Raw genomic sequence first — 22,941 nt, 5'->3', positions numbered from 1 at the left:
CCACTCGGGGCATGACGGCGACGGAACTCGGCAGGGCTCTGCGCGGCTGATGGGCTACCCCCTCCGGCCTGCGCGGCTGTGCGCGACAAGCGAGCGGTTCACCCGGACAAGTGAGCGGTTCACGCGGGCAGGCGAGCGGTTCACGCGGCCCGTGGGACTCGGCGGACACACGAAGCGGGCGACGCCCGTCGGCCGTCCGGCCGGAAACATCAGGACTTCTCGCGAGCCGCCCGGGTCGTTTCCGTCTTGGCCGCCGCCGCGTACTTGTCGACGTACTCCTGGCCCGACAGCTCCATCAGCGCGTACATGATCTCGTCGGTGACCGCCCGGAGCACAAGGCGGTCGTTCTCCATGCCGTAGTAACGGGAGAAGTCGAGCGGCTTGCCATAGCGGACGCCGGGGCGGATGCCGAACCTGGGGATCAGCCGGCCGGGGGGCATCATCTCGAACGTGTTGACCATCGCCCACGGGATCACCGGCGCCCGGGACTCCAGCGCGAGCCGGGCCACACCCGTCTTGCCCTTGTAAAGGCGGCCGTCGGGCGAGCGGGTGCCCTCGGGGTAGATGCCGAGCACCTGCCGCTCCCTGAGGATGCGCAGGCCGGTGCGGAGCGCCGCCTCGCTCGCCTTGCCGCCGGAACGGTCGATCGGGACGGTGCCGACGCCCGAGAAGAAAGCGCGGCTCACCACGCCTTTGAGCCCGCGGCCGGTGAAATATTCGGCCTTGCCCAGGGAAATCACCTTTCGGGGCAGGAATCCGGCCCCGAAGAAGTGGTCGGCGAACGACAGGTGGTTGCCGGCCAGGATGACCGGGCCCTCCTTCGGCACGTTCTCCACCCCCTCGGCCCAGGGGCGGAACACGAAGCGGAGGATCGGCCAGAGGATGGCCTTCACCACCCAATAAAACACGTGGGCACCCCCTCGGCTCGGATGTGCAGTCATCTTCGCACGCCCAGCCCTCTCGCACTAACGCTGACCAACGTGCGAGTATCGGGCGGAACACGCCGCCGTTTCACGGAGGTCACCCATGCCAGTGCTGCCCGGTGCGGAACCGTACCACCATGAGGGCGGCGACATCGGCGTCCTGCTCTGTCACGGATTCACCGGCTCGCCGCAGTCGCTGCGGCCCTGGGGTGAACACCTGGCGGAGGCGGGGCTGACGGTGTCCCTGCCGCGTCTGCCAGGACACGGGACGACGTGGCAGGAGATGAGCCGCACCCGCTGGGAGGACTGGTACGCCGAGCTCGACAAGGCGTTCGCCGACCTGCGCGGACGGTGCGCGGAGGCGTTCGTGATGGGCCTGTCCCTCGGCGGCTGCATGGCGCTGCGCCTGGCCGAGGTGCACGGTGACGCCGTCGCGGGCGTCGTGGTGGTCAACCCTTCCGTCGTCAACGACGTGCCGCTGCTGCGGCTGGCCCCGGCCCTTAAGTACGTCGTACGCTCGATCCCGGGGGTGGCGGGCGACATCAAGAAGGAGGGCATGAGCGAGCTCGGCTATGCGCGTACGCCCGTCCGGGCGGCCGCCACGCTGCCCCGGTTGTGGAAGCTCGTCCAGTCCGACATCGCCAAGGTGACCCAGCCGGTGCTGGTGTTCCACAGCAGGAACGACCACGTGGTAAAGCCGGGGAGCGTCGCGTTCCTGCAGGCGAGAATGGGAAACAATCTGGAGGTCAGAGAGCTGGCGGACAGCTATCACGTGGCCACTCTCGACAACGACGCGCCTGTGATCTTCGAAGGGAGCCTGGAGTTCATCCGCTCCCACGCCTCGGTACCCTTGACGAAGGACTTGTGACCCGGGATCGACGTGACGCCGCAAAGTGACGAGGACGAGGTCTGGCGCCAGATCGTCGCCTCGTTCAACGAGACAGCCGAGGACGCCTCGGCCGAACAACCATGGCCTGACCGGGAGAACGTCACCGAGGAGACCGACGCGGGCGACGACGCCCCCGGCGGGGGTGCCTCCGGCGGCGTGGCCCTCGGCGACGACGCTCTCGGCGACGAGGTCCGGGACGACGACCGGACCGCTGAGGAACAGGCTCCCACCTCCGGCGACGACGATCATTTCATCCCGCCGCCCCCTCCGCCGCTTCCGCACGGCGACACCCTCAGCCGGCTCTCCTGGCTGGCGCTGTTCGGCGGCCCCGCCTACCTGCTCCTGGCCGCTCTGCTTCAGTGGCCCATGGACGGCTGGATCGTGTTCGCCGCGGTGTCCGCGTTCATCGCGGGGTTCGTGATCCTCGTCGTACGCATGGGCGACGGCCCGCCCGCCGACTCCGGCTGGGACGACGGCGCGGTCGTCTGACCACGGCTCGGCCGTCTGACCGGGGCGAGGCCGTCTGCCGCGGCCGGTACGTCGGAGCACGCCCCGGGCCGGGCCCGGGCTCCGGGGTGCCCGTGTTCATTCGGTCTCGCCGGCCGCCTTCACCGTGTGGCCGTCGGCGGGAGGCGGGCCGAACCGCTCCACGAGGTCGGTGTAGCGGCCCTTGCCGTCCAGGACGTGACCGACCGCCATGGTGAGATCGCCGACGTGCGCGACCGCCTGCAGCCGCACCGTCCGATCGCCGGCCGGCTTCGGGCCTCGAAGCGTGGTCCAGTGCGATCCGTCGTAGCGGAGCAGGAAGCCCTCGCCCTCGTGCTTCGGGTCGTACCCCGAGATCCAGAACCTGCCGTCGCTGTCCCCCGTGACGCCGTACAGCTCGGCGCGCCGCTCCGGCGGCGTCACGCGCTTCCACTGCTTGCCGTCCCAAGCGAGCACCAGCGGCGCGATGCCGCCGTCGCGCTGGTAGACGCCGCCGACCGCGACCGCACGCTTGCGGCCGTCGGCGTACACGTCCCGCAGGAAGCCGCCCTTGATCGCCGGCAGGTCGGCCTGTTTCCACCCGCCGCCGGTCAGGTGCATGGCCAGCGGGCCGGAGCCGGTGTCGCCCACCGCCCAGCCGTCCGACCGGCCCGCGAACGCCACGCCGTACATCGCGCCCACGGGGCCCTGGACGGTCTTCCAGGTCGTGCCCTTGGCGGATCCGCCGCTGCTCAGCAGGAACGCCTTGCCGTCCCGGCTGCCGACCGCGACCACCCGCCCGGAGGAGGCCGCGACACCGCCGAGCCAGTCGCCGGTGCGCAGCTGCGGCACGCCGACGCGGTCGAACCCGTCACGCGAGCCCTTGGCGACGTACGGCAGGCCGTCGTGGCCGTCGCCGACGGCCCAGACCTCGGAGGCGGAGGCGGCGGCGACCGACCGAAGGTGGCCGGCGCCGGTGGCGTCGCCCCTGATCGGCACCTCGCTCCAGGAGGAGCCGTTCCAGTGGGTGATGATCCCCTGGTTGCGCCAGAAGTCCCAGGCGTTCTGCTGGCCCACGGCCCAGATGTCCGTGGCCGACAGGCCGGCCACGTCCGACAGCGAGCCGTCGGGCTGGAGCCGTCCGGTGGAGGAGCCCGCGTCCTGGGCGACCTCGTCCCCCGACGGGCCGCGCCCCACCTGGGCACGGACGATCCCTGCGTACGCGTGCGCGACCGATGTGGCGCACGGGAGGAGTCCGGCCAGCAGGCCGGCGGACAGCACACACAACGGCACCGCACGCCGTGTGAGGCGGCGGGTCATGAAACGATCGTACGGGTGACCGGGCACTCCCCGTCACACAGGTCGCGAATCCGGTCACCCCGAGATGCGGAAACGCGGCCCTGCCGGCGGTCTCCGCGCCCACCTGGAAGCCGCGGCACCCCGCCCGAATCCCCACCGCCCGAATCCCCACCGCCCGAACCTCCACCACCCGAACCTCCACCGCCCGGCCCGCCGGGGCCGGTTCAGCCGTGGAGGCGCTCCCGGCCGCGTCAGGCCCCCGGCGGCCGCGACGCCCACCCGCGGCGGGTCCAGGCCCTGGCCGCAGTCGTGCGGGCGCTCCCGGCCGGGTCGGCCCCGGCGGACGGCCGCGTCAGGCCCCGGCGGACGGCGTCACGGCGATCTCGGCGACGACCGGCAGGTGGTCGCTCGCGGCGGACAGGTCCCCGGGCCGGACGTCCGCGCCGCCGTACGACACGACGGTCAGGCCGGGCCCCGCGAAGATCGCGTCGATGCGCACGCGGGGATCGCGGGCCGGGAACGTCGCGCCCGCCCGGCCGTCCTCTCCGTCCGTCCCGATCCGCGGCTCGGCGTCCCGCACGGCGGCGAAGCAGTCCGTGTAGCGTCCCGAGAGAAGACGCCAGACCGGGGAGCCGGGAACCTCGTTGAGGTCCCCGGCGAGCACCGGCGCGGCCCCGGACTGCCGGGCCGCGCGCTCCAGGATCGGCATGATCTGGGCGGCGTGGCGCAGCCGCGCCCCCGCCACGAGGTCGAGGTGGGCCGAGCACACGGCGTACCTCTCCCGGTCCTTCTCCACCGTCTTCTCCACGACCTTCTCTACGACCTTCTCTACGACGGCGAGCGCGACGGACCGCCACTCCAGCCCGGGAAACCACCGCAGGCGGTGCCCATGCCCGCGCAGGAGCCGTACGGCCGGGGAGATCAGCACGGCGGTCCCGCCCACGCGGCCTCCGGCGGCCACGGACAGGCCGGCCGCGCGGGCCAGCGCGCACCGCTCCCGCCGCCAGCCGGGCAGGCGGGGCGCCTCCTGCAGGCACAGCACGTCGGGCCGCAGGGCCCTGATCACCCGGACCAGCGCCCTGCGGTCGTCCTTCAGCCCCCGGACGTTGTAGGTGGCGACCCGCAGCACGCCGTCAGCGGAGCCGGGCCAGGTCTCCGGCGCCCACCAGCCCCGCCGAGGGGCCCATCTCGGCCACCCTGATCTCGGCGAGCGGGCGGTGGCCCCGGCCGGTCAGCCGCGCGGCGAACTCCTCGCGCACCCGGTCGGCGAACAGGTCCGCCGCGCCGGAGACGCCGCCGCCGATGATGAAGCACCCGGGGTCGAGGACCGCCGCCATGTCGGCCAGCCCCTGGGCGAGCCACTGGGCGAGCGACTCGAAGGCGGCCAGCGCCGCCCTGTCGCCCTGGCGCGCGGCCTCGGTCACGTGCTCGCCCTGGATGCCCTCGGCCGTGCCGCCGCCGAGCCGCAGCAGGTGGGCGGCGCCCTCCGGGTCGGCCTGCGCGTTGTTGCGCGCGTCCATCAGCAGCGAGGTGCCGCTGGCGTACCGCTCCCAGCAGCCGTTGTTGCCGCAGCCGCAGGGGCGGCCGCCGGGCACCGCCTGCATGTGGCCCAGCTCGGCGCCCATCCCCCACCGGCCGCGGTAGAGCTGGCCGCCGAGCACGATGCCGCCGCCGATGCCGGTGCCCACGGTCACGCATACGACGTGGCTCTCGCCCCGGCCCGCGCCGAACCGGTATTCGCCCCAGGCCATCGCGTTGGCGTCGTTCTCGACGACGACCGGCAGGCCGACCAGGTCGGCCACCTTCTCGCGCAGCGGCTCCTCGCGCCAGGCGAGGTTGGGGGCGAAGCGGATGACCGAGCGGGTCTCGTCGACGAAGCCCGCCGCGCCGATGCCGACGGCCTCGACCTCGTGCCGGGCCGCGAGCTCGGTCACCGCATCGGCGATCGTGAGCGCCATCTTCTCGGGACTGCCCGCCGGGCTGTGCCGCAGGCCGCGCTCGATGATGGCGCCGTGCTCGTCGACGACACCATACGCGATCTTGGTACCGCCCACGTCCACGCCGATGGTCAGCGCCATTCGTCATCCTTCCACCCGGTCCGGTTCTCATCCGGATCCGCTTGTCGCCCGGACCCGCTTCGCGGCCACGTCCGCTTCGCGCCCGGGTCCGTTTCCGGCCCGGGCTGCTACGGCCCGAGCCTGCACGCCGCGCCGATTGAAGCCGATCAGACCGGGTTGTGGCAATCCCGCCACCGTCCGCCCTCGACCGGCCCGTCAGCCCAGGTCGATGTGCTCGACCTTCGAGTCGCCGGGCCGCCGCTCCCCGTCCGGGCGTTCCTTACCGCCCGTCATGGGGCGTTGCAGGGCGTCGACCGCCTCCCGGAACGCCGCGAACAGCTCTCCGCCCGCCGCGATCAGGTGGCCGGTGACGTCGCCGCCGGACTCGCGGCGTGCCGCGATGACCCGGCACACCGGGCAGGCCCGGCAGACGTACTCGTCGTGGTCCTCCGCGACCGCCTCGCTCCAGACGTCGTCGCTCCGGCCGCCCGCCCCGGCGCCGCCGAAGGCGGATCCGAAGCCGCTCACACCGCCCTTCACGAGCGCCTTGCCGAACTCCCGGCCCATCCGCCGCTGCACGGCGTCCAGCAGCTTCATCGCCTCCTCCGCCGCCGACCCGAGCGGGTCCTGGCGGCGGGGAGTGGTGTCGTTGGAATCCGTCATTTCGCCCCTCCTGCCTGGAACCGTACCCGGAGCCGGCCGTCCCGGAGCACCGCCGAGGAGATCTCACGCCGGGCGAGGGCGGCGGGCAGGGTGATGACGCGCCGGTAGGACCCGGCGGTGACGATGATGTCGTCGCCCTTGCGGGCGAGATCGAGGTCGTCGCGGTCGGCCAGCGGCAGCGACAGCGTCAGCTCGTCGGTGGTGAACGTCAGCGGCGGCTCGACGCCGGGACGCGCGAAGGGGTCGCGGTCTCCGTACATCCGCGCGGCGAGGTCCGAGAGGGCGGCGGTGCCGACCGGCTCCGCGGGGAGATAGGGGACGGTGAGGACGGGCAGCGGCGCGAACGACTCGTGCACCGCGGCGAGCTGCCTGCTCTGGGCCTCCACCCATCCCAGCCGCCACTCGTCGGCGCCCTCCGCCGGGAAGACCCGGTTGGCGATCACCGCGTCGACGCGGTAGCCGTACAGGCTGAGCGAGGTGAGGGTGCGCCGGGCCTCGGCGACGACCACGGCCTCGGGGGTCAGCACGAGCCGCACGGACGCGTCGTCGCCGGTCAGCAGGGCGCGCACCTCCAGCAGGCCGCGGTGCAGCCGCTCCCCCGCCGAGACGACCTCGCCCTCGGGGACGCTCACCTTGGCGACGTGCCGGATGACCGGCGACAGCGCCCTGAGCATCCGCCTGCCCGTGGGGAGCAGGCGGTTGACGTGCCAGTCGAGCGCCTCCGGCAGCGCGAGCAGGCGCAGCGTCTCGGCGGTCGGCGCGCAGTCGACGACGATCACGTCCCAGCGGCCGGTGCGTGCCTGCTCGCGCAGTTCGAGCAGCGCGAGGATCTCCTCCGCGCCGGGCAGCACGGTGATCTCCTCGGCGGTGACCTCGTCGAGACCGAGCTCGGCCAGCACGTTGCCGGCGTAGTCGCGTAACTCTCCCCAGTGCCGTTCAAGCGACCTCTGGGTGTCCACCTGCTGCAGGTGCAGGCCGGGCGCGGCCTCGACCGGCTCCGACGAGGGCGGCACGCCGAGCGCGTCGGCGAGCGAGTGCGCGGTGTCGGTGGACACGACCAGCGTCTTGTTGCCCCGCCCGGCGGCGAGCGTGGCGGTCGCGGCGGCCGCCGTGGTCTTGCCGACCCCGCCCTTCCCCGTGAAGAGGAGGATTCTCATCGGCTCTCGACGCGCCGCTTGAGCCCTTTCAGCGCGGTGTCGACGATGACCTTCTCGGCCTTGCGCTTGATCATGCCGATCATCGGGACCTTCAGGTCCACCGCGAGGTCGTAGGTGACCTCGGTGCCGCCGCCGTTCTCGGTCAGGCGGTAGCTGCCGGTCAGGCCCGACAGCATCTTCCCGGCCTCGACCATCCGCCAGGTCACGCCCGCGTCCTCGTCCCAGTCGTACCCGAGGACGTAGTCGTCGCTGATCACGCCCGCGTCGAGGACGAAGCGGACCCGGGAGGCGCGGCCGTCCGCGCCCGTCTCCAGGACCTCCACCTTCTTCACCTGGCCGGCCCACTCCGGATAGGCGGGGAAGTCGGCGATGACGGCCATGATTGTCGACCGGCCGGCGCCGATCGTGATGCTCGACGAAGTGCGATCAGCCATGCGCCAACCGTACTTCACCATTCCAGGGCGAAAGGCGTGCCACGGCCGCGGAAATGGCCGACGTTGACGCATTCCGTGCGACCTATGCGGGTGCGGCCGACCAAGGGCTGGTGGACGTGGCCGAACAGCGCGAAGCGCGGCTGCGTCCTTTTGATCGCCTCCAGCGTGGCCTCGCTCCCCCGTTCGAACCGCCGGGCCACCACGTCGTACAGCAGGTCGGGGACTGCGGGCGGGATGTGGCAGCACAGCACGTCCACCTCGCCCACCGCCTCGACCTTGCGCGCGTACTCCTCGTCGTCGATCTCGTACGGCGTGCGGTATCTGGTGCGCAGGCCGCCGCCGACGAACCCGAAGGTCAGCCCGCCGATCTCGGCCACCTCGCCGTCGAGTACCCGCTGGCCGGGCCGCAGATGGTCGGCCCACAGGCGCGGCATGTCCACGTTGCCGTACGTGAGGTAGGCCGGAGTGGGCATGGCGGTGAAGATCTGCTCGTACTGGCGGCGGACCGCCGCCTCGATGTGGTCGCGGGGGTCGCCGTCGAGGGAGGCCCACAACCCGGACGACAGTTGCCGCGCCTCGTCGAAGCGGCCCGCCGTGCGCAGTCCCACGTACTCGCTCGCCTTCTCCGCGCCGAACAGGTCGGGGAAGATGCCCTGCGAGTGGTCGGCGTAGTCGATGAACAGGAGCAGGTCGCCGAGGCAGATCAGGGCGTCGGCCCCGTCACCCGCACGGGCGAGCGCGTCGGCCCGGCCGTGGACGTCGCTGACGACGTGGATGCGCATGCCGACATGGTAAACGGCCGCTTTACCTAGCATCCGCTTGGGTAACGGGAAGGTGTCGGGCCCACCGCGCGGGGGACACTGATAGCGTCCGCGTGCTCCCCCGGATAACGCCTGGGTGACGAACCTACCCATGCGTAACATCGCACGGTAGCGTCCGGTGAGACACGAAGAGTTATGCCCGCAACGCGGTCCCCGCCCTGCGCAGGGGGATCGCGCGGACGTGCGCGAAGGAGTGACCCGTGCGCGAGTTCAGCGTTCCCGTGCTGGTGGACGTGCCCCCGTCCGCCAATTGCACCGACGTGGTGTTCCAGCGCGGTGTGGACGAGCCGGACGCCGTCATCATCCGCCGCAAGGAGAGCGAGGACCCGGCCGCGCCGTGGACACCGGTCACCGCCGCGCAGTTCAGGGACCAGGTGGCGGCCGTCGCCAAGGGGCTGATCGCCGCCGGGATCGAGCCCGGCGACCGGGTCGGCCTGATGTCGCGCACCCGTTACGAGTGGACGGTCGCCGACTACGCCATCTGGGCGGCCGGCGCGGTCGGGGTGCCGATCTACGAGACCTCCTCCGCCGACCAGGTGAAGTGGATCCTGACCGACAGCGGCGCCAAGGCCGCGTTCGTGGAGACGGCCGCGCACGAGGAGACCGTACGCGAGGCAGTGCCCGAGCTGCCGCTGCTGTGGCGCATCGACGGCGGCGCGTTCGCCGAGCTGGAGCGCCTGGGCGCCGACGTGTCCAACGACACGCTCGCCGAGCGCAGGGCGAGCCGGGGCGGACGCGACCTCGCCACGATCATCTACACCTCGGGCACCACCGGCATGCCGAAGGGCTGCCGCCTGACCCACGACAACCTGCTGTTCACCGCGCGCAACGTCTCGCGCGGGCCGCTGGAGTCGATGTTCGACGTGGAGGGGCGGGCCGCGCTGCTCTTCCTCCCCCTGGCGCACAGCTTCGCCCGGATCATCCAGGTCGTCCTGATCGAGACCGGCACGGTGCTCGCGCACAGCCCGAACATGAAGAACGTGGCCCCCGACCTGCGGGAGTTCAAGCCCACGTTCCTGCTGGGCGTGCCGCGCGTGTTCGAGAAGGTCTACAACGCCGCCGAGCAGAAGGCCAACGCGGAGGGCAAGGGCAAGATCTTCCACGCCGCCGTACGGGCCGCGATCGAGTGGAGCAGGGCCGAGAGCTCCGGCGGTGCCGGCCTCGGCGCCCGGCTCAAGCACGCGGCCTTCGACAAGCTCGTGTACGGCAAGCTGCGGGCGGCCACGGGCGGCGCGCTGACGGCGGCCGTCTCCGGCGGCTCGGCCCTCGGCGAGCGGCTCGGCCACTTCTTCCGCGGCGTGGGCATCGAGGTGTTCGAGGGCTGGGGGCTCACCGAGACCAGCGCGCCCTCGACCGTCAACATCCCGGGCGCCAACAAGATCGGCACGGTCGGCAAGCCGTTCCCCGGCGTGAGCATCCGGATCGCCGACGACGGCGAGATCCTCGTGAAGGGCCGCCACGTCTTCGACGGCTACTGGAACAACGAGCGCGCCACCAAGGAGGCGATCGACCCGGAGGGCTGGTTCCACACCGGGGACGTCGGGCAGCTCGACGAACACGGCTACCTGAGCATCACCGGCCGCAAGAAGGAGATCCTCGTCACCGCGGGCGGCAAGAACGTCGCCCCTGCGCCGCTTGAGGACGCCATCCGGGCGCACCGCCTGATCAGCCAGGTCATGGTCGTCGGCGACGGCAGGCCGTTCATCGGGGCGATCGTCACCCTCGACCACGAGGCGATGGAGCAGTGGAAGGAGGCCAACAGCCGCTCCGGCGCGTCCATGGCCGAGCTGTGCTCCGACCCGGCCGTCATCGCCGAGGTGCAGCAGGCGGTGGACGACGCCAACCGGATGGTCTCCAAGGCCGAGCAGATCAAGAAGTTCAGCATCCTCGACATCGAGCTGAGCGAGGAGAGCGGCCACGTCACGCCGAAGCAGTCGATCAAGCGACACGTCGTGGCCCGCGACTTCGCCAAGCAGATCGACGAGCTGTACGGCGACTGAGCGGCGACCTGGACACCGCGGGTGCGCCGGGCGCGCCGACGGAACTCCTGAAAGTTTCATCGGCGTCGGCGCACCCTCCGGACGGCGCGGGCCGCGGTCGCGCGAGAGGACCGGGACGGCCGGGGACATGCGGTGATCAGCCCCCTATGGGAGTGGGTCTTCTTCGCCGCCGGTGACGGACGACCTGCGGCGACGCCGCGCCGGCCCTGTTGACCACCGGAAACATCGCAGCCGTCCCGCAGCAGCGCGCTTCGCTTGGTTATGCTCCAAGCGCATCCATGATCATTGTCTGGAGAGGGGCGGGCGATGAGCGACAGAGCCGGCAGATGGAACTGGACGCACCGCGATCCCGACTACCTCCCCCCGGAGATCGACACCACGAAGCCCAGCATCGCGCGCGTGTACGACGCGTTCCTCGGCGGCAAGGACAACTTCGCGGTGGACCGCGCGGTCGCCACGGAGGGCATGCGGCACTTCCCCGACCGCGGCGAGGGCGCCCGCAACAACCGGGCCATGCTGTTCCGCGGCGTGAAGTACATGGCCGCGCAGGGCATCGACCAGTTCCTCGACATCGGCTCGGGCCTGCCCACGATGGACAACACCCACTCGGTCGCGCAGCGGATCGATCCCGCCGCGAAGGTCGTCTACGTGGACAACGACCCCATCGTGCTGGCCCACGCGCGGGCGATCCTGCAGACCGACAAGCGCACCCGCGTGATCACCGCGGACATGCGCGAGCCCGAGGTGATCCTCGGCCACCCCGAGGTCGATGGCTTCCTCGACTTCTCCCGCCCCATCGGCCTGCTGCTGGTCGCCGTGGTCCACCACCTCGCCGACGAGGAGGACCCCGACGGCCTCGTGGACACCTACAAGGCCCGCCTGGCACCCGGCAGCTACATGCAGCTCACCCACTTCTGCTCCTGCGCGCCGGAGATGCGCGAGCTGGAGGCGGTGCTGCTGCAGATGCTGGGCACCGGCCGCGCCCGCGACATGCCCGAGATCGTGCGGTTCTTCGACGGCCTCGAACTGATCGAGCCCGGCGTGGTGCACGTGCCCGAGTGGCGTCCCGAGAAGCCCGTGAGCTACCCCCTCGACCTCGGCGGCATCTGCGTCGCCGGCGGCGTGGGCCGCAAGCCCTGACCGGCCGGAACGACCTCGCGGGCGTGCCCACGAGGCGGCCGCACAGCGGGCATGCTCCCGGCTGAGGCAGCCATACAGCGGGCCGTGCCCACCGGCTGAGGCTGCCTCACAGCAGCGCGGCGAACCGGGCCGCGACGAGGTCCCAGCGCCACTCCTCCTCGATCCAGGCCCGGCCCCGCTCGCCCATCGCGCGGGCGCGGGCGGGGTCGGCCAGCAGATCGCCCACCGCGGCGGCCACCGCCGTGTGCGACGTGCCGTCGACCACCAGGCCCGTCTCGCCGTGCCGTACGGCGTCGGGGGCGCCCCCGGAGGAGCCCGCGACCACGGGCAGCCCGGTGGCCGACGCCTCCAGATAGACGATGCCGAGGCCCTCCACGTCGAGCCCGCCGAACCTGCTGCGGCAGGGCATGGCGAACACGTCGCCCGCGTCGTAGTAGGCCGGGAGGGACGCCCAGGGCACGGACCCGGTGACGACCACCGAGCCGCGCAGGCCGGCCCCCGCCGCCGTCCGTTCCAGCGACCGCCGCAGCGGGCCGCCGCCGACCAGCAGCAGGACCGCGCCGGGAACCCGCCGCAGAACGAGCGGCCAGGCCCGCAGCAGCACGTCCTGGCCCTTGCGCGGCACCAGCCGGGAGACGCACACGACCACCGGCCGGTCGCCCAGGCCGAGGGACGCGCGGATCCGGTCGCCGCCCGCCCCCGGACGATAGAGAGTCGTGTCCACGCCGGGCGCGAGCTGTACGAGCCGGGAGGCGGGCACGACCCGGGCGATCCGGCGGCGGGTGTACTCGCCGAGATAGGTCACGATGTCGGCCCCCGCCCCGATGCGGCGCAGCAGGGCGCGCGCGCCCGGCAGGCGGGCCCACGACGCCTCGTGCCCGTGGGTGAGCATGACGATGCGGCCCGCGCCCGCGGCGCGCAGGCCGGGAGCCAGCAGCCCCAGCGGCGCCGCCGCGCCGAAGACGACGGTCGCGCCGTCCTCCACCAGCGCCGCCGCCCGTCGCGCCACCGCGCGGGTCGGCAGCATCAGCGAGGAGGGATGCCGGACCACCTCGTACGGCTGGCGGGCGTCGAACTCCTCACACCCCTTCCAGCGCGGGGCGTACACGACCACGGAGCCGGGCGGCCTGCGCACGGCGAGGCCGTGCACGAACGCCTGGATGCCGCCCGGTCTGGGCGGGAAGTCGTTCGTGACGATCAGCGTCCGCTTCGTCATCCTCACCCCCGCTGCCGGCGTGATCACGCGGTCCCCCCGCGCCGCCCGAGAACGCATTGTCGCAGTCCCGGCCGGGTCGTCGCGGTCGGACGATCAGGTCCGGGCGAGCTGCTCGCGCGACCACGACCGCCAGGCGCGGGTCAGGTCGCCGGCGGTCAGCCCGAGCTCCTCCCGCAGGGCGGCGCCGATCTCCTCGCGCAGCGCGGCGCGATAGAGGGCGACCAGCCTCGGCTCGCCGAACCGGGCCGCGATGTAGCGGCAGGCGAGCCACGCCTCCTCGTACGCCTGGGCGGGCCTGGCGGCGAAGTCGGCGGGCCCCGGCAGGCCGCCGAGCGCCGCCCTCCCGGCCGCGACGTCGGCGGCCAGCTCGGCGGCGACCGTACGGACCGGCAGCCCGCTGTCCAGGTAGCCCACGTAGTCGGCGAAGCCCTCCATGAGCCACATCGGCACCGTGCGGCGGCCGGCGGTCGCGACGTGCGTCAGCTCGTGGGTCATGACGACCAGGCGGCCGGTCGCGGACAGGCGGGCGAACGCGGCCGGCTGCACGATCACCCGGTCGCCGGTGGCGACGGCCGCCAGGCCGTCCACCTTCGCCGGCGCGGCCAGCACGGCGGCCTGCTCCTCGGTGCGCGGCACCAGGACCACCGCGCCGCCGAGCCCGCCCCAGACCCTCGTGACCGTACTGCCCGCGCGGCCGGCCAGCGCGGCGATCTCGGCGACCAGCGGCCGGGGCGACCCGACGACGACGGCGCGCTCGCCGCGGGCGACCGAGGCACCGGTCCACATGCCGGGATGCTCGCGTACGGCGGCGCGGGCGTCGAGCCGCAGGGCGCGCAGCGGGTCGGGCGGCGCCGCGGCGGCGGGCCCGGCCAGCAGCGCGGCCAGCGCGACGGCCACGGCCGCGATCCGGCGGGGAGTGGCCCCGGCGGGTCCGGGCCGGCTCCGGCCGGCTCCGGCACGCACGCCCGGCGCGCACGCGGGCACGCCGCTCGTGACAGTCACGCCGTGCATGGTAGCCAGCGCATGTCACGGCCCCGCCCACCTCGGCGAGGTGGACGGGGCCGTAAGGACGGCGCCGGTCGAGGGGGCTTGGTGACCGGTGCCCGTCAGACGCCCGGCCGGACGGCACCCACGAAGGTGCTCCTCCGGTAGGCGTCCAGCTTGTCGATCCTGACCCGCGTGCCGCTGTGCGGGGCGTGGATCATCCTGTTGTGCCCGACGTACATGCCGACGTGGCCGCCGCCGCTGGTGAAGATGAGGTCACCGGGCTCGAAGTGCCCCCAGGACACCTTCTTCCTGACCGCGCTGCGGATGGACCACGTCGTGCGCGGCAGCCGTACGCCGGCCTTGCGCCAGGCGTACTGGACCAGGCCCGAGCAGTCGAACGCGCCCGGTCCCGTGGCTCCGTAGCGGTAGGGGTCGCCGATCTGCTTCTCGGCGGCCTTCACCGCGCGCCGGGCCCTGGCCCGCTGGAGCGAGGCCCTGCTGATCTTCCGCTTGGCGGTGTGCCTCTTGGTCCGCTTCTTCGCGGCGGCGTTGCGGGCGGCGGTCTTCGCGCTCTCCTCGGCGCCCGTCTTCGTGGCCGTCTTGGTGGCCGTCTTCGTCGCCGTGGCCGTCGTGACGACCGTGACCGTCGCCGGGTCGGCCGCCGGGTCGGCCGCCGTGCCGGCTGCCGCCGCCGGATGTGCTCCAGCGACACCTACGGATGCCGTCAACGCGGCACCACTAACGGCAATTCGGGCAAGACGGGACAGACTGGGGGTGGTAGACAGGATCTCTCCTCGGGTCTTCCGCTCACGCCTACCGGGTTAGCTGACGGGTTCGGGCGGGGAAGTCGCCCTACGGCGCGCGATGCGCCGATTCACCCCGGACCTTCGCGTGAAGGTCGGTGGTTCCCCGGCTCCGTGCCTCCTGACTGCACGGACTCGGCTGGCCATCGGCGTCGGGGGGATCCCACGGGGGGAGGGTGATGAAGGACGCCGATGCCGCTGGATGACTGCGACCGGCCGGCCGGACCGGGACGCACGGCGGCGAGGCGTGCTCGCCGCGGCCCAGAAGCTACCCAGGACTCGCGGCGTTCGGCAAAGCGCTCCGGCCGGATAAAGATCGCATAACGAAGGCCGCGGAGAAGAAATCGCAGCTTACCCACACCGCGAATGCGCCAAATGTGACCCTGCCCACAATTTGCACAACAAGCGCCGATGGGGTCACATTTGCCGCGTCAGTCACAGATCGTCACGGAGACGGCGGGACCGTCAGGGGCGCACGGCTCCGATCGCGTGATACTCGGCGAGTGTGACGACTTTCACAACATCGCCGGTCTGCGGGGCATGAACGACCTTCCCGTCGCCGGCGTAGATGCCGACGTGCCCGTATCCGGCGTGCCAGAGCAGGTCGCCCGGCTGGAGGTCGTCGAGCGAGACCCGGCGGCTCGCGCCCCAGGCCCACTGCTCGTAGCTCGTCCGGGGCAGCCGGACGCCCGCCGCCGCCCACGCGGCCTGCACGAGCCCGGAGCAGTCCCAGGCGCCCGGTCCGGTGCCCCCGTAGCGGTAGGGCTTGCCGATCTGCTTGTAGGCGAACTGGAGGGCGGCCAGCGCGTTGCCGGACGCCGGCCCGTTGTAGACGACGCCGGCGCTGTTGGGGTTGCCGGGGTTGAACGTCCCGAGCGAGCGCAGCAGCTTCATCTGCTCCCGGACGAGCTTGTCGACCTTCTCCTTCTCGTCCGCCAGCTCGTCCTTGACGTCGGCGGCCTCCTTGTAGACCTGCTTGCTCTGGTTGCGGCGGTTCTTGAGGTCCTTGATGGCGCCCTCGTACGCCTTGAGCCGCCCGGCCCGCTCGGCCGACATGTGGTTGAGCGTGGCGAGACCGCTGAGCATGGCGTCGGGGTTGGAGCTGTAGAAGACGCCGCCCCACGACCCCATGTCGCCGACCTGGTAGCTGCTGACGGCCATCGAGACCAGCCCGGAGCGTAACTCCTCGACCCGGGCGTTCTGCTTCTTGTAGTCCTCGTTGATCGTGAGGTACTTCTGCCGGGCCTTCTTCCACTTCTCGTTGGCCGCGTTATAACGGTCCACGAGCTGGTCGGCCTGCGCGTTGAGCTTGCTCAGCTTCGCTTTCACCTGCGCGACAGTGGGCTTCGGATCCGCCTGCGCGCCCGTCATCGGAGTGAGCAGGACCACGGCGGCCAGACCGGCGGCCACCGGCACACGCCCTCGCACTGAGCCCCCTTGAGGATAAACCTCTTTGATCGACGAAACCTGCGGCGCGACTCTATCTAGGCGATCTTGAAGCTTCAACCTATTCGCAGGTATTCGCGGCAGTCGTCACATACTGTGACGTCGCAGGTCCGGGGCGTGCGCGGGACGCGTCAACCGCGGCCGAGACGGCGCAGCAGCAGGATCGAGGGCACCGGCCGGGCGCCCATGCGGCGCACCGACTCGGCCACCTCCCGGTCGGAGGAGACGACCGCGATGGCCCGCCCCGGCGGCTCCGCCCGCACCAGCGTGCGGATGAGGTCGTCGGCGATCTCCCCGGGCGCGCTGAACATCACCCGCACCCCGCGCGGCGCGGACACCTGGACGGGCCCGTTCAGCTCGGCGCCGTCGAACACGCACGTCACCTCCGCCCGCGTCTGCACGGCGAGCCCGCCGAGCCCGGTCAGCAGCCGGGCTCGCTGGTCGGCGAGGGTCAGCGACGGATAACCGGTCTTGGTCACGTTGTAACCGTCGACGATCAGATGCAGGTGAGGGATGGCCAGGAGCTGGTCGAGAAGCTGCGGGTCGTCGTTGGCCAGCGCCCGCGCGGGGACGGCCGTCACGCCCGGCTCGCCGGGCACCACCGCGTTCACGTAGTCGGCCGGCCTGCTGATCGTCGTGGGCAGGCCGAGCTCCTTGCGCAGCCCGGAGGCGGCGTCCTGGAGCGCGTCAAGCAGCACCCGCACCCGGGCGTCCTCGATGCTGCGGCCCTCGCGGGCGGCCCTGCGGCTGGCCTCGAGCTGGCGCTCGGCGTCCGCCAGGCGCTCCTTGAGCCGGCGCAGCTCGGTCTCGGCCGCGCCGTTGGCGCTGGCAGCCCTGGCACGCGCCTCGGCCGTCTCGGCCTCCAGCTCGGCCGCCCTGGTCTCGGCGGCCTTGACCCGCTCGCGGGCGTCGTGCAGCTTGCGCCGCAGGTCGGAGTTCTCCGCGCGGGCGGCCTTGAGCTGCTCGCGCACCCGGTCGATCTCCTCCTTGGCGGAGGCACGCTGCGCCGCGAGCTGCTCGCGCAGCCGCGTCTCCGCCTGCTCCCGCTGGGTGCCCGCGGCGGCGGCCTGCTCAAGGTCGGTCCGCGCCTGCTCGACCAGGTCCGGCCAGCCGGGCGGGCGGGTCAGGTAGGCCGCCGCCGCGACCAGCACCGGCTCGGCCGCCGGGGGCACCGTGCCCTCGGCCAGGCTCCCCACCAGCTCGGGCCAGGCGGTCTCCACCGCCTCGGCCACCCGCTCGCGGAACTCCTTGTCGTTTTCCAGCTGGGCCGCGATCGGCGCGCTGCCAAGACGGGCGCGCTTGCGCGGGTCGAACCTGGCGATGTTGCGCAACGGCGGCGGCACGGCCGCGGCGGGCATCGAGCCCAGCACCTGCGCGGCGACCTCCACCACGTGTAAACGGACCTGCTCGGGCAACGGACGAGACAGGCCTTCTCCGGCTGAACTCATCTCGTCGCTCCTCGGCCGTGTCCTACAGATCTTCTGCCCACTGGGGTCGCCCCGGCGGCGCCTCGCGGTGCTGTCGCCCCCGAATGCGAGAACGTCCCGATATCCGGCGTCCCCGAGGCGTGAGCCTCACGGCGCGCCCACCGGACCGCCCTCCCACGGCAAGATCTGCGAGACACTCCCATGTTCCTGTCTTCTTTTAAGGGTACGGCCGTCACACCGTGACCATGTCGCGTTCATGATCTGTCACGACGTCCGCCGGGGCCGGGACCCGGCGACGCACAACCCCTTCGCGGACGGCCCGATTCCCGTCCGTACGCTTTCGGCGGTGTTCACACGCTTCGCCGGGGCCTGGAGCGACGAGCTGGTCTACGCGATGCCGGCCCGCGAATGGCGCGCCGCAGCGGCCTGGGCGCAGCCGCCCGCCTGACCGTCGCTTGACCTCCGCATGGGGTGGGTGCGGCAATTGTCGGTCGGGACTTCTATGGTCTTGGGCGTGGATGCGGTACAGGGCACGCTGGACGAGCTCGGCACTCCCCTGCGGGAGGTCACGTTCGTCGTCTTCGACCTGGAGACCACCGGCGGGTCGTCCGCGGAGCACGCCATCACGGAGATCGGCGCGGTGAAGGTGCGCGGCGGCGAGGTGATCGGCGAGTTCGCCACGCTGGTCGACCCCGGTGGCCCGATCCCGCCGTTCATCTCCGTGCTGACCGGCATCACCGACGCGATGGTCGTGGCCGCGCCGAAGTTCTCCGAGGTGCTGCCGAGCTTCCTGGAGTTCATCGCGGGCGTCGCGCTGGTGGCGCACAACGCGCCGTTCGACATGTCGTTCCTGAAGGCGGCGTGCCAGGTCAACGGCTACCCGCCCCCGGCCAACCCGGTGGTGGACACCGCCGACCTCGCGCGCCGCGTGCTGACCCGCGACGAGACGCCCAACTGCAAGCTGGCCACCCTCGCGCGGGTCTTCCGCAGCTCCACCGAGCCCTGCCACCGGGCGCTGGCCGACGCGAAGGCCACGGTCGACGTGCTGCACGGCCTCATCGCCCGGGTCGGGTCGCTCGGCGTGCACACGCTGGAAGACCTGCGCGGCTTCGTGCGCGCTCCCACGCCGGAGCAGCAGCGCAAACGCCACCTCGCCGACGGGGTGCCCGGCGCGCCCGGCGTCTACATCTTCGAAGACGCCAAGGGCGAGGCGCTCTACATCGGGAAGAGCTCCAACCTGCGCAACCGCGTGCGCAGCTACTTCACCGCGAGCGAGACCCGCTCCCGCATCCGCGAGATGGTCGGCATCGCCGAGCGGGTCAGGACGATCGTCTGCGCCACCGCGCTGGAGGCCGAGATCCGCGAGCTGCGGATGATCGGGGCCACCAAGCCGCGCTACAACAGGCGGTCCCGCTTCCCCGAGCGGGTGGTCTGGCTCAAGCTGACCGACGAGGCGTTCCCGCGGCTCAGCGTCGTGCGCGAGGTGAAGGACGACGGCGCGACCTATCTCGGCCCGTTCGGCAGCAGCCGCACCGCCGACGACGCGCGGACCGCCATGCACGAGGCGCTGCCGCTGCGCCAGTGCACCGAACGGCTGTCGCCCCGCGTGCGCCGCCCCGCCTGCGCGCTCGCCGAGATCGGCCGCTGCGGCGCGCCCTGCGAGGGCCGCGAGAGCGAGGAGAGCTACGCCCGCCACGTCCGCCGCGCCCGGCACGCGATGGAGCTCGACGCGGAGGCGGTCTTCTCGGCGATGGAGGCGCGCATGAGCCGCCTGTCGGCCGAGCAGCGCTATGAGGAGGCGGCCGTCGACCGGGACCGCCTCGCGGCCTACGTCAGGACCGCCGCGCGCATGCAGCGCCTGCGGTCCCTGACCGGCATCCCGCAGATGGTCGCGGCCAGCCCCGCCTTCGACGGCGGCTGGGACATCCACGTCATCCGGCACGGCAGGCTCGCCGCGGCCGGCGTGATGCCCAGGGGCGCCCACCCCACGCCGTACGTGGACGCGCTGGTCGCCACGGCGGAGACCGTCGTCCCCGGTCCCGGGCCCACCCCGGCCGCCAGCGCCGAGGAGACCGAGTGCGTGCTGCGCTGGCTCGACTCCCCCGGCGTGCGCCTCGTCCAGGTCGACGGCACCTGGAGCCTCCCCGCGTACGGCGCCGGGCGCCTGGTCGAGCGCATCGAGCGCGCCTACCGGCACCAGCGCGGCGACCGCCGTGAGGGACGGCCCCTGCGGTGAGGCCGCGGGGGTGGCACTAAGGTCGGGGGCGACAGACCCGAGCCGCGAGACAGCAGGAGAGACGCGCATGGTCACCGCGATCGTCCACATCAAGGCGGACGTCGACAGGATCCCCGAGGTCGCCCAGGCCATCGCCGAGATCGAGGGCGTCAGCGAGGTGTATTCGATCACCGGCGAGTTCGACCTGCTGGCCATGGTCAGGGTCGGCCGATACGACGAGGTGGCCGAGGTCGTGCCCGGCCGCGTCAACAAGGTGCCGGGCGTGCGGCACACCGAGACGCACATCGCCTTCCGCACCTACTCCCGTCACGACCTGGAGGCGGCCTTCTCCATCGGCCTCGCCGACGCCGACTGAGACCCCGCCCGGCGGCGCGGCGGTTCAGGCCGGACCCGGCACGTCCCCGTCACGGCGGACGGCCGGGCCCTCCCGCGGTGGAGGCGATCCCGATCGGGAGCGCGATCAGCCCTTTCCGCCGAGCGCGCTGCTGATCTCGATCCAGCGCTCCAGGGTCTGCGCGGCCCTGCCCGAGTCGACCGCCTCGGCCGCGCGGGCGTACGCCGCGCGCAGGTCGCCGGTCAGGTCGTCGCCCGGGCCGTCGTAGGCGACCAGGCCGGCCGCCGCGTTCAGCAGCACCGCGTCGCGCACCGGCCCCGTCTTGCCGCGCAGCAGGTCGCGCACCGCCGCCGCGTTGAACTCGACGTCGCCGCCGCGCAGGTCGCCCGGCTGGGAACGGGGGATGCCGAGGTCGGCCGGGTCGATCGTCGTCTGGGTCGCGGTGCCGTCGCGGACGACGAAGACAGTCGACGGGGCCGCGGTGGACAGCTCGTCGAGGCCGTCGTCGCCCCGGAAGACCAGCGCCGACACGCCGCGCTCGGCGAAGACCCCGGCCATGACCGGCAGCATGCGCGCGTCGAACACGCCGATCGCCTGGGCGGCGGGGCGCGCGGGGTTGGCCAGCGGCCCGAGGAAGTTGAACACCGTCGGCACGCCGATCTCCTTGCGCGGCGGGCCGGTGAAGCGCAGCGCCGGGTGGTAGACGGGCGCGAAGCAGAAGGCGATGCCGGCCTCCACGGCGACCCTGGCGGTGGTCTCCGGCGACAGGTCGAGGGCGACGCCCAGGTGTTCGAGCACGTCGGCCGCGCCGCACAGCGAGGAGGCCGCCCGGTTGCCGTGCTTGACGACCCGGGCCCCGGCCGCCGCCGCGACGATGGCGGCCATGGTCGAGACGTTGACGGTGTGCGCCCGGTCGCCGCCGGTGCCGACGATGTCGACCACCCGCCCTTCGACCGTGAGCGGGGTCGCGCGCTCGAACATGGTGCGGACGAGGCCCGTCACCTCGGCGACGGTCTCGCCCTTGGCCCGCAGGGCGACGGCGAAGGCGGCGATCTGCGCCGGGGTGGCCGACCCCGACATGATCTCCCCCATTACCCAGGCCGTCTCGTCGGCCGTGAGGTTCTCGCCCGCCAGCAGGGCGTTCAGCGTGGAGGGCCAGGTGGTGCGCGTGTCCATGGTGGGCTCCGCGGATTCGATGTGGAGTCGGGTCGGCGTGTTGGCTGTGCCGCCCGGCCGGAAGGCCGGGACGCGGGGCCGGGCGCGACCGCGCCCGGCGTCCAGGGTCAGGGTGTGCCCGGCGCCGGCGCCCCCGCTTGCGGGCCCGCCTGACGACGCGCCGGGGCTCCCGCGCCTTCGTTGGAGCGCCCGGTTCGGTGTGCCCCGCCCGGCGCGCCCGATTCGGCACGTCCGGCTGAGGGCACCCCTTCACGGGCGCGGCTCGGGGCGCGCGGCTCAGTGCGCCTTGGTGAGGCTGAGACGGCGCCGCATGAGGTCGGCCACGGCCTCGGCCAGGACGACGGGGTCGATGGGCTGCGCGACGACGGCGTCGGCGCGGGACCAGTTGGCCAGCCAGCGATCGTCCCTGCGGGCGATCAGCAGCAGGATCGGGGGGCAGTTGTGCACCTCGTCCTTGGCCTGCCGGCTGACCCCCATCCCGCCGGCCGGCTGCGCCTCGCCGTCAAGGATGGCGACGTCGATGTCGCCGGAGTCGAGGTGCTTGATCACGGCCGGCTGGGTCGCGCACTCGACGATCTCGACGAGGGGCACGTCCGCGGCGGGGCGCCGCCCGATGGCCAGCCGCACCTTCTCCCGGGTGCTTGCGTCGTCGCTGTAGACGAGAACCCTCATTTCACGCTCACTGTCGAATCGCGGGGTATGGTCATCGTGATGCTACCGGCGCGGCTGCAGGGCTCGCAGCCCCGGGGCGATTGCGATGACATGCCCGTTTCGTAGGCGCAGATGGACCCTAGCGGGGGGTCGTGGGGCGACCCGACCTGGGGAGCCGCAATAATGCTGGGCGTGGCGACAGCATCCGCAATTACTACGACGACGAGACCGCACGGGTCCAGCCGGCCGAACCTGGTTCAGGTCGGCACCATCGTGTGGTTGTCCTCTGAGCTCATGTTCTTCGCGGCGCTGTTCGCGATGTACTTCACCATCCGGTCGGTCAGCCTGGGGCAGGGCACTCACTGGCCCGAGGCGGACCTCAACGTCCCGTTCGCGACCTTCAACACGACCGTCCTGGTTCTGTCGAGCGTCACGTGCCAGCTGGGCGTGTGGGCCGTCGAGAAAGGCCAGGTCAAGAAGCTGCGATTCTGGTATGTCGTAAGCTTCCTGATGGGTGCGTTCTTCGTGGGCGGACAGCTCTGGGAGTACGGAAACCTGGCGAAGGAGGGTCACATCCTCTCGCACTCTCCGTACGACTCGGTGTTCTACCTGACCACGGGCTTCCATGGCTTGCACGTGACGGGTGGTCTGATCGCGTTCCTCTTCATCCTGGGACGCACGTACGCCGCGAAGCGCTTGACGTATGAGCAGCAGACCAGCGCGATCGTCGTGTCCTACTACTGGCACTTCGTCGACGTGGTCTGGATCGGCCTTTTCGCGACCATCTACATCATCAAATGATCGGAACGGGGATTTC

22 protein-coding genes and 1 riboswitch are annotated in these 22,941 nt (G+C 72.4%); of the genes, 7 read left to right on the top strand and 15 right to left on the bottom strand.

The annotated features are described in order from the left end of the window. Nucleotides 1-209 precede the first annotated feature (209 nt). Nucleotides 210-908, bottom strand: a complete 699-nt coding sequence (locus OHB01_RS23585) for a lysophospholipid acyltransferase family protein (protein WP_142644924.1) — start codon at nt 906-908, stop codon at nt 210-212. 118 nt (nt 909-1,026) lie between these two features. Between OHB01_RS23585 and OHB01_RS23580 the strand changes: the two genes are divergently transcribed. After that, nucleotides 1,027-1,791 (top strand): alpha/beta hydrolase, encoded by a 765-nt coding sequence (locus OHB01_RS23580; RefSeq protein WP_142644923.1) that lies wholly within the window; start codon nt 1,027-1,029, stop codon nt 1,789-1,791. A gap of 12 nt (nt 1,792-1,803) precedes the next feature. Then, entirely contained in the window at nt 1,804-2,301 is a 498-nt protein-coding gene (locus OHB01_RS23575) for a hypothetical protein (protein ID WP_142644922.1), read from the top strand. A gap of 96 nt (nt 2,302-2,397) precedes the next feature. On the opposite strand, the gene OHB01_RS23570 is transcribed toward OHB01_RS23575, so the two are convergent. The 7 genes from OHB01_RS23570 to OHB01_RS23540 form a co-directional block, all read right to left on the bottom strand. After that, nucleotides 2,398-3,597 carry a hypothetical protein gene (locus OHB01_RS23570; protein WP_142644921.1) on the bottom strand — a complete coding sequence of 400 codons (1,200 nt, stop codon included), beginning with the start codon at nt 3,595-3,597 and terminating at the stop codon, nt 2,398-2,400. A 331-nt stretch (nt 3,598-3,928) separates the two neighbouring features. Next, complete coding sequence (locus OHB01_RS23565) at nt 3,929-4,705, bottom strand: endonuclease/exonuclease/phosphatase family protein (RefSeq protein ID WP_328853992.1); 777 nt, start codon at nt 4,703-4,705, stop codon at nt 3,929-3,931. Between the two features lie 4 nt (nt 4,706-4,709). Further along, complete coding sequence (locus tag OHB01_RS23560) at nt 4,710-5,654, bottom strand: ROK family glucokinase (RefSeq protein ID WP_142644919.1); 945 nt, start codon at nt 5,652-5,654, stop codon at nt 4,710-4,712. Nucleotides 5,655-5,849: 195 nt separating this feature from the next. Continuing rightward, nucleotides 5,850-6,296: a DUF5304 family protein gene (locus OHB01_RS23555; protein WP_142644918.1), complete on the bottom strand. Its 447-nt coding sequence runs from the start codon at nt 6,294-6,296 to the stop codon at nt 5,850-5,852. After that, entirely contained in the window at nt 6,293-7,453 is a 1,161-nt protein-coding gene (locus tag OHB01_RS23550; protein WP_142644917.1) for an ArsA family ATPase, read from the bottom strand. The genes OHB01_RS23555 and OHB01_RS23550 overlap by 4 nt, the downstream gene beginning before the upstream one ends. After that, nucleotides 7,450-7,887, bottom strand: a complete 438-nt coding sequence (locus OHB01_RS23545) for an SRPBCC family protein (RefSeq protein WP_142644916.1) — start codon at nt 7,885-7,887, stop codon at nt 7,450-7,452. The genes OHB01_RS23550 and OHB01_RS23545 overlap by 4 nt, the downstream gene beginning before the upstream one ends. 14 nt (nt 7,888-7,901) lie before the next feature. Beyond that, the gene (locus tag OHB01_RS23540; RefSeq protein ID WP_147942229.1) at nt 7,902-8,669 is read right to left on the bottom strand and encodes a metallophosphoesterase family protein; all 768 of its coding nucleotides are present in this window, start codon (nt 8,667-8,669) and stop codon (nt 7,902-7,904) included. A gap of 239 nt (nt 8,670-8,908) precedes the next feature. Here OHB01_RS23540 and OHB01_RS23535 point away from each other — a divergent pair, with 239 nt between their 5' ends. Beyond that, the gene (locus OHB01_RS23535) at nt 8,909-10,708 is read left to right on the top strand and encodes an AMP-dependent synthetase/ligase (protein ID WP_142644914.1); all 1,800 of its coding nucleotides are present in this window, start codon (nt 8,909-8,911) and stop codon (nt 10,706-10,708) included. 306 nt (nt 10,709-11,014) lie between these two features. Beyond that, on the top strand, nt 11,015-11,848 hold the full coding sequence (locus tag OHB01_RS23530) for an SAM-dependent methyltransferase (protein WP_142644913.1): 834 nt from the start codon (nt 11,015-11,017) through the stop codon (nt 11,846-11,848). Nucleotides 11,849-11,954: 106 nt separating this feature from the next. Here the strand turns inward: OHB01_RS23530 and OHB01_RS23525 are convergent, their stop codons facing one another. The 5 genes from OHB01_RS23525 to OHB01_RS23505 form a co-directional block, all read right to left on the bottom strand. Continuing rightward, nucleotides 11,955-13,064, bottom strand: a complete 1,110-nt coding sequence (locus tag OHB01_RS23525; RefSeq protein ID WP_328853991.1) for a glycosyltransferase family 4 protein — start codon at nt 13,062-13,064, stop codon at nt 11,955-11,957. A 93-nt stretch (nt 13,065-13,157) separates the two neighbouring features. Continuing rightward, nucleotides 13,158-14,066 (bottom strand): hypothetical protein, encoded by a 909-nt coding sequence (locus OHB01_RS23520; RefSeq protein WP_142644911.1) that lies wholly within the window; start codon nt 14,064-14,066, stop codon nt 13,158-13,160. Between the two features lie 104 nt (nt 14,067-14,170). Beyond that, nucleotides 14,171-14,779 (bottom strand): C40 family peptidase, encoded by a 609-nt coding sequence (locus OHB01_RS23515; protein WP_328853990.1) that lies wholly within the window; start codon nt 14,777-14,779, stop codon nt 14,171-14,173. Nucleotides 14,780-14,850: 71 nt separating this feature from the next. Then, nucleotides 14,851-15,005, bottom strand: a riboswitch (cyclic di-AMP (ydaO/yuaA leader). A gap of 314 nt (nt 15,006-15,319) precedes the next feature. After that, a complete protein-coding gene (locus tag OHB01_RS23510) occupies nt 15,320-16,282 on the bottom strand; it encodes a C40 family peptidase (RefSeq protein WP_142644909.1) in 963 nt (320 codons plus the stop codon). Nucleotides 16,283-16,431: 149 nt separating this feature from the next. Continuing rightward, nucleotides 16,432-17,748, bottom strand: a complete 1,317-nt coding sequence (locus OHB01_RS23505) for an NYN domain-containing protein (RefSeq protein WP_147942231.1) — start codon at nt 17,746-17,748, stop codon at nt 16,432-16,434. A 493-nt stretch (nt 17,749-18,241) separates the two neighbouring features. Here OHB01_RS23505 and OHB01_RS23500 point away from each other — a divergent pair, with 493 nt between their 5' ends. Together OHB01_RS23500 and OHB01_RS23495 are read left to right on the top strand one after the other, a co-directional pair. Then, the gene (locus OHB01_RS23500; RefSeq protein WP_142644907.1) at nt 18,242-19,963 is read left to right on the top strand and encodes a DEDD exonuclease domain-containing protein; all 1,722 of its coding nucleotides are present in this window, start codon (nt 18,242-18,244) and stop codon (nt 19,961-19,963) included. 67 nt (nt 19,964-20,030) lie between these two features. Beyond that, nucleotides 20,031-20,318, top strand: coding sequence for an Lrp/AsnC family transcriptional regulator (locus OHB01_RS23495; RefSeq protein ID WP_142616764.1), 288 nt, complete (start codon nt 20,031-20,033; stop codon nt 20,316-20,318). A gap of 105 nt (nt 20,319-20,423) precedes the next feature. On the opposite strand, the gene trpD is transcribed toward OHB01_RS23495, so the two are convergent. Together trpD and OHB01_RS23485 are read right to left on the bottom strand one after the other, a co-directional pair. Beyond that, on the bottom strand, nt 20,424-21,473 hold the full coding sequence (gene trpD, locus OHB01_RS23490; RefSeq protein WP_142644906.1) for an anthranilate phosphoribosyltransferase: 1,050 nt from the start codon (nt 21,471-21,473) through the stop codon (nt 20,424-20,426). Between the two features lie 276 nt (nt 21,474-21,749). Continuing rightward, nucleotides 21,750-22,145, bottom strand: coding sequence for a response regulator transcription factor (locus tag OHB01_RS23485; protein WP_142644905.1), 396 nt, complete (start codon nt 22,143-22,145; stop codon nt 21,750-21,752). Between the two features lie 162 nt (nt 22,146-22,307). On the opposite strand from OHB01_RS23485, the gene OHB01_RS23480 reads away from it, so the two are divergent. Then, the gene (locus tag OHB01_RS23480) at nt 22,308-22,925 is read left to right on the top strand and encodes a cytochrome c oxidase subunit 3 (RefSeq protein ID WP_142644904.1); all 618 of its coding nucleotides are present in this window, start codon (nt 22,308-22,310) and stop codon (nt 22,923-22,925) included. The last annotated feature ends 16 nt before the right edge of the window (nt 22,926-22,941 follow it).

This window comes from Microbispora hainanensis (genome assembly GCF_036186745.1).
Taxonomy (GTDB): domain Bacteria; phylum Actinomycetota; class Actinomycetes; order Streptosporangiales; family Streptosporangiaceae; genus Microbispora.
Note: the sequence above shows the minus strand (reverse complement) of the source record. Positions and strands in the feature narration are given on the sequence as shown.